A 13,151-nucleotide genomic window follows, 5' to 3' on the forward strand; every position below is an offset into this window, starting at 1 on the left:
GCTTTGGGCAAAGAAACCGGATTGTCGCCCGTGCTTAAATCCGGCAGAAACGGCAAAACTATAATTCCCTCGAAACGCCCAGGTGCCGCCATGAAAGCCATCCTCTGCTCGCAATATTGCCAGCCCGACGATCTCGTGCTCGCCGAGGTGCCGGATCCGGTGGCAGGGCCCGGCGAAGCCGTGATCGCGATCAAGGCGGCGGCGCTGAATTTCTTCGACATCCTGATGATCCAGGGCAAGTACCAGATCAAGCCGCCATTCCCGTTCTCGCCAGCGGCGGAAGTCGCGGGCGTGATCGAGAGCATCGGCCCCGGCGTCACCGACCTCAAGGTCGGCGATCGCGTGGTCGCATCCTGCGGCCACAACGGCGCGCGCGAGAAGATCGCGCTGCCGGCGGCGTCGATCGTGAAGATCCCCGATAATCTCGACTACGACCGCGCGGCCGGCATCATCATCATCTACGGCACCGCGCTGCATGCGCTGGAAGATCGCGCAAGCCCCAAGCCGGGCGAGACGCTTGCGGTGCTCGGCGCAGCCGGCGGCACCGGCCTCGCCGCCTGCGAGCTCGGCAAGCTGATGGGCCTGAAGGTGATCGCCTGCGCCTCGTCGGAGGAGAAGCTCGAATTCGCCAAGGCGCATGGCGCAGAACTGACGCTGAACTACGCCAAGGAAGATCTGAAGGAAGGCCTGCGCAAGCTCACCGGCGGCAAGGGCGTCGACATCATCTTCGATCCCGTGGGCGGTGCCTATGCGGAGCAGGCGCTGCGCTCGATCGCCTGGGAAGGACGCTTCCTCGTCATCGGCTTTGCCGCCGGCGACATCCCCAAGATGCCGCTGAACCTTGCGCTGCTGAAGGGCTGCGACATCCGCGGCGTGTTCTGGGGCGCATGGACGCGGCAGAATCCGGAGAAGAACCGCGCCAATCTCGAGAAGCTCGTGAAGTGGACGGCGGAAGGCAAGATCTCATCGCATGTCGACCGCACCTTCCCGCTGGCCCAGACCGCGGACGCGTTGAAGGTGCTCGCGGGACGTCAGGCCATGGGCAAGGTGATCCTGCATCCGTGAGGACCGAGTAACGGCGAGGCCGTTTGAACACACTCAACTGTCATCGCCCGGCTTGACCGGGCGATCCGGTACTCCGGGACCATTGCGATCGACCGAGAGGCCGCAGCGTACTGGCCGGTTGAATCCGTCCTGGATGCCCCCGTCAAGCCGGGGCATGACAGTGTGCTGGTGGCGAAGCTATTGCGCTGCGTCCGCTTCCGCTTCACCCACTCCGCGCTTCAGCGCGGCACGGGCGGCCTCGCGATGCTCGTTCGTGATGTGGCCGGCAACCATGCGTATGGCGGTGGCGAGCACGGCGGCATCATCGGCGAAGCCGAGGATGGGCATCACGTCGGCGACGAAGTCGAACGGCAGGATGAAGTAGGCGATGGCCCCGAGCAACGAGGCCTGGACGTGGCGCGGCGTCTGCCGATCGAACGCGCAGTAATAGGCCGCAAGCAAGTCTTCCGCGAACGGCAGGTGCGCGGCGACACGCTTCAACTTGCGCCAGAAGCGGCGGCGCACGCTCTTGCGATCTTCCGCGAGCCGATCGGCCGGCTCGAAGCCGACGCTGTGCTCGGCAGCCATGCTCAATACTCCCCGTTCTGCCGGGGACGACGGCTCGCACCATCCCGGCTGATCACAACATGGGGATGCCGCCGGGCCCTGCAAGACGTCGGCTTGTCGTCAGCCTCAGCCTGCGATGGTGTTCATCGCCTTCGCCAGCGCAATGTCGCGCGCGGTGACGCCGCCGGCATCATGGGTCGACAGCACCACCTCCACGGTCTTGTAGACGTTGCGCCATTCGGGATGGTGGTCCATCTTCTCGGCGACGAGCGCGGCGCGGGTCATGAAGCCGAACGCCTCGTTGAAATCCTTGAAGACAAAGGTTTTCGCAATGGCGTCGCGGCCCTGGACGTCGGTCCAGCCCGATAGCCCGCCCAACGCCTGCTTGCGCGCCTCCGCCGAAAGCCGTTCTGCCATGATCGTCGTCTCCGTCGTTTAGGGGAACTTTACCCTAACACCGCACCGGCACCCGGGTTCGTACGGGATTTCCTGCATCCGCTAACCATGACGGAGATGTAACCCCGCCGGACAAGAAATTTGCTACAATCCCAAACGTAAATCGCCGGCCAAGATGAAACTGAGCCTGAAGCGCCCGTTTGGGAGATCGATGACCGGGGGATTGGACCTGGCCGAAGCGCCCCCTCCGCCTTCGCCGCGATCCGCGGCGCGGAAGACGGCGCTCGTGTCTCTGGCGCTCGTGCTCGCGATCGTCGGCGCGCTCGCAGGCGGCTATTACTTCGCGATGCGTCCGGTGACGCTGAGAATCGCGGTTGGTCCGGCCAACAGCGACGACGTCAAGGTCGTGCAGACGCTGACGCAGGCCTTCACGCAGACCAAGAGCTATGTGCGGCTGCGGCCGTTCCAGACCGACGGCGCCACAGCTAGCGCCGAGGCACTCAAGGAAGGCAAGGTCGATCTCGCCATCGTGCGCGGCGACGTCGACGTGCCCAAGAACGCGCAAGCGGTCGCGACCCTGCGCAAGAACGTCGTGGTGCTGTGGTCCGTGCCGGGCAAAGGCAAGAAGCGGGGCCCAAAGATCACCAAGATCGCGCAGCTCGCCGGCCATCGCGTCGGCGTGGTCGGCCGCACCCAGGCCAACGTCAATTTGCTCAAGGTGATCCTCCAGCAATACGGCGTCGATCCCGCCAAGGTCGAGATCGTGCAATTCCCGGCGAACGAAGCAGCCGAGGCGATCAAGGCGCAGAAGGCCGACGTCTATCTCGCGACCGGCCCCGTCAACAGCAAGATCACGTCGGATGCGATCGCCGCCTCCACCAAGGATTTCGGCGCGCCTACCTTCCTCGCGATCGATTCGGCGGACGCGATCGCGCAAAACCATCCGGTCTACGAAGCGTCCGAGATTCCCGCCGGCACCTATGGTGGCTCGCCCGCTCGCCCCGATGACGAGGTCAAGACCATCAGCTTCTCGCACCACATCGTGGCGCGCAGAGGCGTGTCCGAATCCACCATCGCGGCGTTCACGCGGCAGCTCTTCGCCGTGCGCCAGCAACTGGTGACGGAATTCCCGCTGGCGGCGAAGATCGAAACGCCCGACACTGACAAGGATGCGGTGATCCCGGTGCATCCGGGTGCAGCCGCCTTCGTCGACGGCGAGGAAAAGACCTTCCTTGACAGATACAGCGATTACATCTGGTGGAGCCTGATGGCGCTTTCGGCCATGGGCTCGATCGGCGCCTGGTTCGCCGGCTATCTGAAAAGGGACGAGCGCGACAGCAACAATCATCAGCGCGAACGCCTGCTCGACATGATCGCCGCCGCACGCAAGTGCGAAACGTGCGACGAGCTCGATCAGATGCAGACCGAGGCCGACGACATCCTGCGAGATACGCTGCGCTGCTACGATCACGGCGCGATCGAGGAAGGCGCGCTCACCGCCTTCAACATCGCACTCGACCAGTTCCACTCCGCGGTCGCCGACCGCAAGGCGCTGCTGATGAGCCTGCCGCAGAACCTGCAACGCGCCGGCACGCAGTTCAGGGCTGCCGGCAACGCGTGAACGCCTTGCGCACGTAATTGCTGCGTCACATCGTCCCAATATAGTTCATCATAGTTCATCGTCATCCGGAGCGCGCACCGCGCGATCTCAGCTCTCGAAACCACGCTCCATGAACATCAAATTCTCCCGCCGCCGCTTTCTCACCACCAGCGCCGGCGCGCTCGGCGCGGTCGCGATGCCCTATCTCTCGCGCGCCGCGGACCGGCCGGCGGTCACCCATGGCGTACAGTCTGGCGACGTCACCGTCGACGGCGGTGTGGTCTGGGCGCGTAGCGACCGGCCGGCGCAGATGCTGGTCGAGGTCGCGACGACGGATACGTTCAGGGATGCCCGTGCGCTGCCACCGATCGCCGCGCTTCCCGAGAGCGACTTCACGGCAAAAATGCTGCTGGAGAACCTGCCGGGCGGCCAGGATATCTTCTACCGCGTCCGCTTCCGCGATCTCTCGCATAGCGCGGTCGAGGGCGAGACGGCGGTCGGCCGCTTCCGTACCGCGCCGGCTGACCGCCGCGACGTCAGCTTCGTCTGGGGCGGCGACGTCGCCGGCCAGGGCTGGGGCATCAACCCCGAAGACGGCGGCATGCTCACCTTCGCGGCGATGCGCAAGCACCGGCCGGATTTCTTCCTGCATTCCGGCGACACGATCTATGCCGACGGCCCGATCCCATCCGAGGTGAAGCTTGCCGACGGCAAGATCTGGAAAAATCTGACCATCCCGGAGAAGGCGAAGGTCGCCGAGACGCTGGACGAGTACCGCGCCGCGCACAGATACAATCTCACCGACGACAACCTCCGCGCCTTCAATGCCGAGGTGCCGGTCTTCGTGCAGTGGGACGACCATGAGGTGGCCAACAACTGGTCGCCGTCGAAAGAGTTGCCGGCCGCCTACAAGGTGCGCGACATCTCGCTGCTCGCGGCCCGCGCGGGGCGCGCCTTCCACGAGATGTACCCGATGCGCGAGAGCATCACTGAGCCCGGCCGCGTCTATCGCCAGATCTCCTACGGCCCTCATCTCGACGTGTTCGTGCTCGACGAGCGCAGCTATCGCGGCCCGAACGGGCCCAATCTCGAGGCGGCTTACGGCCCCGCAAGCTACTTCCTCGGCCCGGACCAGATCGCCTGGCTCAAGCGCGGCCTCCTCAATTCGCGGGCGACATGGAAGGTGATCGCGTCGGACATGCCGATCGGCCTGATCGTCTCGGACACGGCAAAGGGAGGCTCGGAAGCCGTTGCGCAGGGCGACGGCCCGGTGCGTGGCCGCGAGCTCGAGATCGCCGACATCCTGCGCTTCATCAAGATGGCGCCGATCAGCAACACCGTGTGGCTAACGGCGGACGTGCATTACGCCGCCGCGCATTATTACGATCCGAACAAGGCGCAATTCCAGGAGTTCGAGCCGTTCTGGGAGTTCGTGTCGGGCCCGCTGCACGCCGGAACTTTCGGTCCCAACGCGCTCGACAACACGTTCGGACCCGAGGTGCGCTTCGTCAAGGCGCCGGGCAAGGGGAGCCAGAACCTGCCGCCGTCCGCGGGCATGCAGTTCTTCGGTCACGTCAAGATCGACGGCGCTTCCGGCCAGATGACGGTGACCCTGCGCGACCGCGCCGACGTGGCGCTGTGGTCGACGACGCTCGAACCAAAGCAGAGCTGATCGCTGGTCAGCGCACGTTCAGCGCCGCTTCCAGCGCGTCGCTGGAACACGGCTTTTGCAACCGCGGCCGGCCTGCCAGTTCGGGCGGAATGCGCGCCTCGGCGCCGTAGCCGGTGACGAAGACGAACGGAACCTTCAACGCGATCAGCCGCTCGGCGATCGCAAAGCTCGTCTCGCGGATCAGCTCGACATCGAGCAGCGCGAAATCGGGCGTGCGCCTTGCGATGGCGTCCAGCGCCTGCATCACCGAACCGACGGTGCGTACGCTCGTCACACCGAATCCGAGGAGACGGTCCTCGAAATCGATCGCGATGATCGGATCGTCCTCGACGATCAGAACATCGGCCGGCGAGCCGGAGCCGTCGGAAGGTACGGGTGCCATGATCGCATCTTGTGTTGGGGTCTTCGGATCAGGACTACCGCGACGCGATGCCTACGCGCAGCGCATTGGCGGGTTCCCGGAACGAAACTCACCACATCATCGTTGTTCGGTCTGTCCACTTGTGCACACAGCGAGCGGATGGAACTCGCTAAGGTGGGAGGAAGGGACAGGAGTTCACGATGGATGCGCGCATTGGCAAAGTCACCGAGGTCGAAAGCCGGCCGGCCAACAATCTGCTGCGGCGTTTGAGCCAGCCAGATTACGCCCTCCTTGCACCGCACGTGGCCGTCGACGATTCCGCAGCAGGCCAACTGCTTTACAATCCCGGCGACGATGTGCAGGTCGTCCACTTCCCCTGCGGGCCGTCGCTCGCGACTTTCCTCGTGCCCAACGAGGACGGCCGTGACGTCGAAACCATCCTGGTCGGCCGCGAAGGCGCGGTGGGCGGCATCGTCAGCGAGGGATTCCTGCCGGCCTACACCCGCATCTGCGTGAAGTTCAGCGGGCCATTTGCGCGCATCCATGTCGGGAAGCTGGAAGCGGCCAAGCAACGCTCGGCGTCCCTGCGCAACATCTTTGCCCGCTATGCCGATTGCCTGCTGGCCCAGATCTTCCAGTCGACCGCCTGCAACGCGATCCATTCCATCGAACAGCGTACCGCCAAATGGATCCTGGCCGCGATGGAGCGGACCGGCGACGAAACCAGCGTGCCGCTGACCCACGAACAGCTCGCGACGCTGCTCGGAGTCGGCCGCAGCTATGCCAGCCGCGTGCTTCAATCGTTCAAGGCCGAACGGATTCTCGACACGAGGCGCGGCTCGATCCTGGTCCGCAACCGCGACGGACTGAGGCTTCGCGCCTGTCTGTGCAACGATGCCGTGAAGATGCATTTCGAGGAGGTGCTGCGCGGCGTCTATCCAACCGAAGAGCGGGAGGCCGGGTAGAGGCCTGGTCTGCTTCTTCCTTCTCCCCTTGCGGGAGAAGGTGGCGCGAAGCGCCGGATGAGGGGTTCTCTCCAAGAATTCATCTGCCGGGAGAGACCCCTCACCCCAATGGGACTGCGGCTGGTTGCGGAGCAGCCCTCTCCCGCAAGGGGCGAGGGCACAGCAACGCGCGGCACGTTTTTCTCAACGCGATCGTGCTATGCTCTCTCCCGCATGGGCGGGGCTTTCCTTCATACTCTCTTCGACATCGCTGCGTGGCTGGCGGCCGCGGCGGCCGTCTACTGGCTGGCGCGACAGGGCTTGCAGTTTCCGGTGCAATCCTTCGAGCTGCCCTATATCGCCGCTCTGGCGTTCGGTGCCGGCATTGGCGCCTATCTGTTCGGATCGGCCAATCTCTGGCTGTCGGGTCAGAGCGGCATCGCGCGCTCTGTGGAGGGCGCGCTGGCCGGCGGCATCGTGGCGATCGAGCTCTACAAATGGTCCGCAGGGATCGCGATCCGAACCGGCGCCCGGTTTGCGCTGCCGCTGGCGCTCGGCATCGCGATCGGCCGGCTCGGCTGCTACTTCGCCGGCCTCGACGACTTCACCTACGGGACGCCGACGGCGCCGCCCTTCGGCCATGATTTCGGCGACGGCATCCTTCGCCATCCCGTGCAGCTCTATGAGAGCATAGCCATGGCCGCCTTCGCGATCCTCTATGTCGTGGCGGCCTTGAACCGAAACGCGTTCGTGATCACCAATGGTTTCTACCTCGTCCTCATCTATTATGGAGCGCAGCGCTTCCTGTGGGAATTCCTCAAGCCTTATGGCACGCTGATCGGCCCCTTCACGCTGTTTCATCTGCTGTCGCTATCCATCCTACTCTACGCCGCTTTCATGTTGGCGACGGCGCCCAAAGCGAGGTCACTGCATGAACGCGCCGCTGCGTAAGTCGCGTCCCTATGTCTTCTGGGGCCAGACCCAGTCCCTTTGCGAGACCTGCCTGACACTGGTGCCGACCAAGATCCAGATTCTCGGCGACGAGGTCTGGTACGAAAAGCGTTGCAAGCAGCATGGAGTCCAATCGACGCTGGTGTCGACGGACGCGGCCTATTGGCGTCTGTGCAAGGACTTCATCAAGCCGGGCGACCGGCCGCTCGCGTTCCAGCGGCACACCGAATTCGGCTGCCCCTATGATTGCGGCCTGTGTCCCGACCACGAGCAGCATTCCTGCCTGGCACTGATTGAGATCACCGAACACTGCAATCTCACCTGCCCGGTCTGCTTTGCCGAATCGGCGCCCGCACGGACGAGATTCACCCCGCTCGCGACGGTCGAGAGGATGCTGGACGCACTGGTGGCGAGCGAAGGTGAGCCTGACCTGGTGCAGATTTCCGGCGGCGAGCCGACGCTGCATCCGGACTTCTTCGCGATCCTGGACGCCGTGCGCGCCCGCCCGATCCGCCATGTCATGATCAACACCAACGGCCTGCGCATCGCGCGCGAGAAGGATTTCGTGGCGCGGCTCGCCGAAAACAGGCGCGGGCTGGAGGTCTATCTCCAGTTCGATTCGCTTCAGCGCGACGCACTGATCAATCTGCGCGGCGCGGACCTGCGAAAGATCCGCCAGCAAGCCCTGCAGAATCTCGAGCACTATGGCGTGTCGACCACGCTGGTCGCGACCATCAAGCGCGGCGTCAACGATGCCGAGATCGGCGACATCGTTCGCCACGCGCTGACATGGACATGCGTTCGCGGCGTCACGTTGCAACCGGTGCAGGATGCCGGCCGCAACGAGGACTTCGACAAGACCACCGACCGCATCATGCTGTCGGATATCCGCAGGCGCGTGATCGAGACCGGCGTGTTCGGCGACAAGGACATGATCCCGCTGCCGTGCAATCCAGAGAGCATCTCGATCGGCTACGGCCTGCGCAACGGCGACAAGGTGCTGCCGCTGACCTCGCTGATCCCGCAGGAGCAGCTCGTCGCCGTAATGCCCAACACCATCAGCCCGGAGAAATATCCGGTGCTGCGGGAGAAGTTCGTCGATCTGTTCTCGCTGTCGTCGGGTCCCCTGAACACCTCCGAGCGGGTCTGCGAACTGCTGTGCTGCCTGCCCAGCTTTCAGGTGCCTGAAGGCCTCGCGTACGAGAACGTCTTCCGCGTCACCATCGTGCAGTTTCTCGACCGCTTCAATTTCTGCGTGGGGAACGTCAAGCGCTCCTGCATCCATTTCGTGACGGAGCAGGGCGCGATCATTCCGTTCGACACCTACAACCTGTTCTATCGGAACGGACAGATCGACGGCATCCGCGCCAGGCTGGCCGCTCAGGCGACCGAAGGAGTTTTGCAGGCATGAGCATCAGCGACACACCGCCGCCCGCGCCTCCCGCACCGCCGCCTCCTCCGCCGCCTCCGCCGACGCAAAAGCGCAGCGGCTGCCTGACCGCGCTCATGGCGATCTTCGGGATCATCCTGCTGCTGCCGGGCGCCTGCGCGCTGCTGTTCGGCGGAATGTCGGTGTTCGAGGACGGCAAGATCGCCTCCGACATCGGTCCGCTGGTCTTCCTGGGCCTGGTCGTCGGGATCGGGGGCGTTGCCCTGATCTGGGCGGCCATCAAGGGGCGAAAGGCCCCGGCTCACCCAGGAACCCGGCCTTAAGCTCCGGGAATTCCCGGACAAAATTCAGTCAACCAACGGCCAAAGAACACATTGTTTTTTGGCCGTTTTTGCATATATTGCGCCGCAACGCGCAGGGTGCCCGGTCGATATGGCCGGGCTTCCCTTTTGGGCGGCGAGCGCCCGTTTCCAGTCTTCCAGCGTTGTTTCGAGAAGAGGTCCCGGTCCGACCGGCGAGATCGCGCTTAACCCATTGTTCGAACGCAAAGAAGCTCTCCCATGAACCTCCGTAACGTCGCCATCATCGCCCACGTCGACCACGGCAAGACGACCCTGGTCGACAAGCTCCTCCAGCAGTCCGGCACGTTCCGCGAGAACCAGAAGGTGACCGATCGCGCCATGGACTCCAACGATCTGGAGCGTGAGCGCGGCATCACCATCCTGGCCAAGGCGGCCTCGGTGCAGTGGAAGGACACCCGCGTCAACATCGTCGACACCCCCGGCCACGCCGATTTCGGCGGCGAGGTCGAGCGCATCCTGAACATGGTGGACGGCGCCCTGGTGCTGGTCGACGCCGCCGAAGGCCCGCTGCCGCAGACCAAGTTCGTGGTCTCCAAGGCGCTCAAGGTCGGCCTGAAGCCGATCGTCGTCATCAACAAGGTCGACCGTCCCGACGCGCGCCCGACGGAAGTCATCAACGAGGTGTTCGACCTGTTCGCGGCGCTCGATGCCAGCGAGGAGCAGCTCGACTTCCCGATCCTCTACGGGTCGGCCAAGCAGGGCTGGATGGCCGAGAGCCCTGAGGGTCCGAAGGACAAGGGCATGGAGCCGCTGTTCGACCTGATTCTGCGCCATGTCGCGCCCCCGAAGGTCGAAGAGGGTCCGTTCCGGATGATCGGCACCATCCTCGAAGCCAACCCCTATCTCGGCCGTATCATCACCGGCCGCATCTCCTCCGGCACGCTGAAGCCGAACCAGCAGGTCAAGGTACTGAACGCCGACGGCAAGCTGGTCGAGTCCGGCCGCATCACCAAGATCCTTGCGTTCCGCGGCCTCGAGCGCACGCCGCTCGATGAAGCCGAAGCCGGCGACATCGTCGCCATCGCGGGCCTCACCAAGGGTACCGTCGCCGACACGTTCTGCGATCCGACCGTCGAGATGCCGCTGCCGGCGCAGCCGATCGACCCGCCGACCGTGTCGATGTCCTTCATCGTCAACAACTCCCCGCTCGCCGGCACCGAAGGCGACAAGGTGACGAGCCGCATGATCCGCGACCGTCTGCTGCGTGAAGCCGAGGGCAACGTCGCGCTGCGCGTGGTCGAAGCCTCCGACAAGGATGCGATGGAAGTCTCGGGCCGCGGCGAATTGCAGCTCGCGATCCTGATCGAGACCATGCGCCGCGAGGGCTTCGAGCTCTCGGTGTCGCGTCCGCGCGTCGTGTTCCAGAAGGACGAAGCGACCGGTGCCACCATGGAGCCGATCGAGGAAGTCGTCATCGACGTCGACGAGGAGCATTCCGGCGTCGTCGTGCAGAAGATGAGCGAGCGCAAGTCCGAGCTGATCGAGATGAAGCCGTCGGGCGGCAACCGCCTGCGCCTGGTGTTCTACGCGCCGACCCGCGGCCTGATCGGCTATCAGGGCGAACTGCTCACCGATACCCGCGGCACCGCGATCATGAACCGCCTGTTCCACGGCTATGCGCCGTACAAGGGCGAGATCCAGGGCCGCCGCAACGGCGTCCTGATTTCCAACGACCAGGGCGAAGCGGTGGCCTACGCCATGTTCAAGCTGGAGGACCGCGGCCCGATGATGATCGAGCCGGGCTGGAAGGTCTACAAGGGCATGATCGTCGGCGAGCACACCCGCGACAACGATCTCGAGATCAACGTGCTCAAGGGCAAGCAGCTCACCAACATCCGCACGACCTCGAAGGACGAAGCCGTGCGCCTGACCCCGCCGATCCGCATGACGCTGGAAAAGGCGCTCGCCTATATCGAGGACGACGAGCTCGTCGAGGTCACCCCGAAGTCGATCCGCCTGCGCAAGAAGCACCTCGACCCGAACGAGCGCAAGCGCGCGGAGAAGTCCAAGGAAGCGGTGGCGTAACCGGGCGAATGGGAATGGCGGGTAGCGAATAGGGGGAAACCCGGCGCAGCATCTCTGCTATAACGCTACCCACCATTTGCTACTCGCCATTCGCCATGTCCTTTCCCTCCTCCATCGACGTCGCGATCATCGGCGCGGGCGCAGCCGGCCTTGGCGCGGCGCGCACGCTGCAGGACTCCGGCCTCTCCGTGATGGTGCTGGAGGCCCGTGACCGGCTCGGCGGCCGTGCGTGGACCGTACAGGCCTCGCCGGAGGTAACGTTCGACGTCGGTTGCGGCTGGCTTCACTCCGCGGACAAGAATTCCTTCGTTCCAATCGCGCGACAGCTCGGTTTCGAGCTCAACAAGGACCTGCCGCCCTGGCGCGAGCGCGCGTTCGGCAACGCTTTCCCGCAGGCCGAGCGCGACGACTTCATGCGCGCGATGGACGCATTCTATGAGCGCCTGTGGGAAGCCGCGCAAAAGGGCAAGGACGAACCCGCGCGCCTGAGCCTCGAAGCCGGCAATCGCTGGAACCCGATGATCGACGCGATCTCGACCTACATCAACGGCTGCGAACTCAAGGACATGTCCACGCTGGACTGGGACGCCTATGAGGACACTGGCCTCAACTGGCGCGTCCGCTGTGGCTATGGCGCGTTGGTTGCAACGTATGGTGCACCCTGCCCGGTGGCGCTGAACTGCAACGTCACGCTGATCGACCATTCTGACAAGCAGATCCGCATCGAGACATCGCGGGGCACGCTCACCGCCGACAAGGTGATCGTCACGGTGCCGACCAACCTGATCGCGGAGGAAACGATCCGCTTCTCGCCGCCGCTGCCCGCCAAGGTCGATGCCGCCGCCGGCCTGCCGCTCGGCGTCGACGACAAGGTGACGCTGGCGCTCGATGACGCCGAAGCCTTTCCCAAGGAAGGCAACCTCCGCGGCGCCACCATGCGCACCGACATGGGGACCTACCACATCCGCCCGTTCGGCCAGCCCTGCATCGAGGGCTTCTTCGGCGGCAGCTTTGCGCGCGAGCTGGAAGGCGCCGGCGACGGCGCCATCGCAGCGCAGAGCATCGACGAGATCGCCGGCCTCCTCGGCAACGACATCCGCCGCAAGCTGAAGCCGCTCTACGAGTCGCGCTGGGCGCGCGATCCGTTCGCGCGGGGTTCCTATTCTCACGCGCTGCCCGGGCACGCAGGGGATCGCGCGGTGCTGGCCGCGCCGGTGGATGGCCGGCTGTTCTTCGCGGGCGAGGCAACGTCGCCGACCTTCTTCACGACGGCGCATGGCGCGAGGGACAGCGGCGAGCGGGCGGCGAAGGAAGTGCTGGCGGTTTTGGGGAAGCCGTAACCACACACGCCATCACTGAAGTACCCGCGCCCGCAAATCGGCATCAGGCACGAAGCAGGCGTCATACTTGCCGAAGATGCGATAGCGGTTACGCGCGACGAGGCTGTAGATGGCGTCGCGCAATGGCTTGGGCACGGCGAACAGTGCGCGCGTCCAACCCCAGCCGGGCAAATGCGACAGCACGGTCAGCGCCGCATCTGACTTTACATAGACCTCATCACCATGAACCACAGCATTGGTATCGGGATCATCGGGATCGATGCCGAACGTCTTCGCGAGAAGGGCCCCATAGTCCGACTGGATTGGCGTAAATCGAAACCTCTTCCCGGTGTCGCGCCTGGCGACGAAGCGGACCCAGCGCGAGCAGAAGATGCAGATGCCGTCGAACAGGATCACGTCGTCGTCGGGCCATTCGAGCATCAGCGATTGTCCAGCATGAGCAGCGCGACGAGCATCAGTACGATGGCCGGCCCCGTCTTCACCAGCGCACCAAGGGGCT

The 13,151-nt window shown here is 64.7% G+C and carries 13 protein-coding genes; 9 read left to right on the forward strand and 4 right to left on the reverse strand.

Going from position 1 to position 13,151, the window contains the following annotated elements; genetic code table 11:
* The first annotated feature begins 90 nt into the window (after window positions 1-90).
* Window positions 91-1,065 (forward strand): NADPH:quinone oxidoreductase family protein, encoded by a 975-nt coding sequence (locus ACYCVF_RS24900; protein ID WP_061028011.1) that lies wholly within the window; start codon window positions 91-93, stop codon window positions 1,063-1,065.
* Window positions 1,066-1,242: 177 nt separating this feature from the next.
* Here the strand turns inward: ACYCVF_RS24900 and ACYCVF_RS24905 are convergent, their stop codons facing one another.
* Window positions 1,243-1,632 carry a YkvA family protein gene (locus tag ACYCVF_RS24905; RefSeq protein WP_459603474.1) on the reverse strand — a complete coding sequence of 130 codons (390 nt, stop codon included), beginning with the start codon at window positions 1,630-1,632 and terminating at the stop codon, window positions 1,243-1,245.
* 105 nt (window positions 1,633-1,737) lie between these two features.
* Window positions 1,738-2,028, reverse strand: coding sequence for a 4a-hydroxytetrahydrobiopterin dehydratase (locus tag ACYCVF_RS24910; protein ID WP_459603473.1), 291 nt, complete (start codon window positions 2,026-2,028; stop codon window positions 1,738-1,740).
* Between the two features lie 154 nt (window positions 2,029-2,182).
* Between ACYCVF_RS24910 and ACYCVF_RS24915 the strand changes: the two genes are divergently transcribed.
* On the forward strand, window positions 2,183-3,628 hold the full coding sequence (locus ACYCVF_RS24915) for a TAXI family TRAP transporter solute-binding subunit (protein ID WP_459603472.1): 1,446 nt from the start codon (window positions 2,183-2,185) through the stop codon (window positions 3,626-3,628).
* Between the two features lie 109 nt (window positions 3,629-3,737).
* Window positions 3,738-5,279 (forward strand): alkaline phosphatase D family protein, encoded by a 1,542-nt coding sequence (locus ACYCVF_RS24920; RefSeq protein ID WP_459603471.1) that lies wholly within the window; start codon window positions 3,738-3,740, stop codon window positions 5,277-5,279.
* Between the two features lie 7 nt (window positions 5,280-5,286).
* On the opposite strand, the gene ACYCVF_RS24925 is transcribed toward ACYCVF_RS24920, so the two are convergent.
* Window positions 5,287-5,661, reverse strand: coding sequence for a response regulator (locus ACYCVF_RS24925; RefSeq protein ID WP_459603470.1), 375 nt, complete (start codon window positions 5,659-5,661; stop codon window positions 5,287-5,289).
* 179 nt (window positions 5,662-5,840) lie between these two features.
* Here ACYCVF_RS24925 and ACYCVF_RS24930 point away from each other — a divergent pair, with 179 nt between their 5' ends.
* The 6 genes from ACYCVF_RS24930 (at window position 5,841) to ACYCVF_RS24955 (ending at window position 12,652) form a co-directional block, all read left to right on the forward strand.
* Window positions 5,841-6,605 (forward strand): Crp/Fnr family transcriptional regulator, encoded by a 765-nt coding sequence (locus ACYCVF_RS24930; protein WP_459603469.1) that lies wholly within the window; start codon window positions 5,841-5,843, stop codon window positions 6,603-6,605.
* Between the two features lie 213 nt (window positions 6,606-6,818).
* A complete protein-coding gene (locus ACYCVF_RS24935; protein ID WP_459606633.1) occupies window positions 6,819-7,535 on the forward strand; it encodes a prolipoprotein diacylglyceryl transferase family protein in 717 nt (238 codons plus the stop codon).
* Window positions 7,516-8,946, forward strand: a complete 1,431-nt coding sequence (locus ACYCVF_RS24940; RefSeq protein WP_459603467.1) for a radical SAM protein — start codon at window positions 7,516-7,518, stop codon at window positions 8,944-8,946. The genes ACYCVF_RS24935 and ACYCVF_RS24940 overlap by 20 nt, the downstream gene beginning before the upstream one ends.
* A complete protein-coding gene (locus ACYCVF_RS24945) occupies window positions 8,943-9,248 on the forward strand; it encodes a hypothetical protein (protein WP_459603466.1) in 306 nt (101 codons plus the stop codon). Before ACYCVF_RS24940 ends, ACYCVF_RS24945 begins: the two co-directional genes overlap by 4 nt.
* A 237-nt stretch (window positions 9,249-9,485) precedes the next feature.
* Window positions 9,486-11,312 (forward strand): translational GTPase TypA, encoded by a 1,827-nt coding sequence (gene typA, locus ACYCVF_RS24950; RefSeq protein ID WP_459603465.1) that lies wholly within the window; start codon window positions 9,486-9,488, stop codon window positions 11,310-11,312.
* 95 nt (window positions 11,313-11,407) lie between these two features.
* The gene (locus tag ACYCVF_RS24955; RefSeq protein ID WP_459603464.1) at window positions 11,408-12,652 is read left to right on the forward strand and encodes a flavin monoamine oxidase family protein; all 1,245 of its coding nucleotides are present in this window, start codon (window positions 11,408-11,410) and stop codon (window positions 12,650-12,652) included.
* Between the two features lie 12 nt (window positions 12,653-12,664).
* Here the strand turns inward: ACYCVF_RS24955 and ACYCVF_RS24960 are convergent, their stop codons facing one another.
* Window positions 12,665-13,072, reverse strand: a complete 408-nt coding sequence (locus tag ACYCVF_RS24960) for a thiol-disulfide oxidoreductase DCC family protein (protein WP_459603463.1) — start codon at window positions 13,070-13,072, stop codon at window positions 12,665-12,667.
* Window positions 13,073-13,151 lie beyond the last annotated feature (79 nt).

The sequence above is a fragment of the Bradyrhizobium cedriense genome, assembly GCF_054602315.1.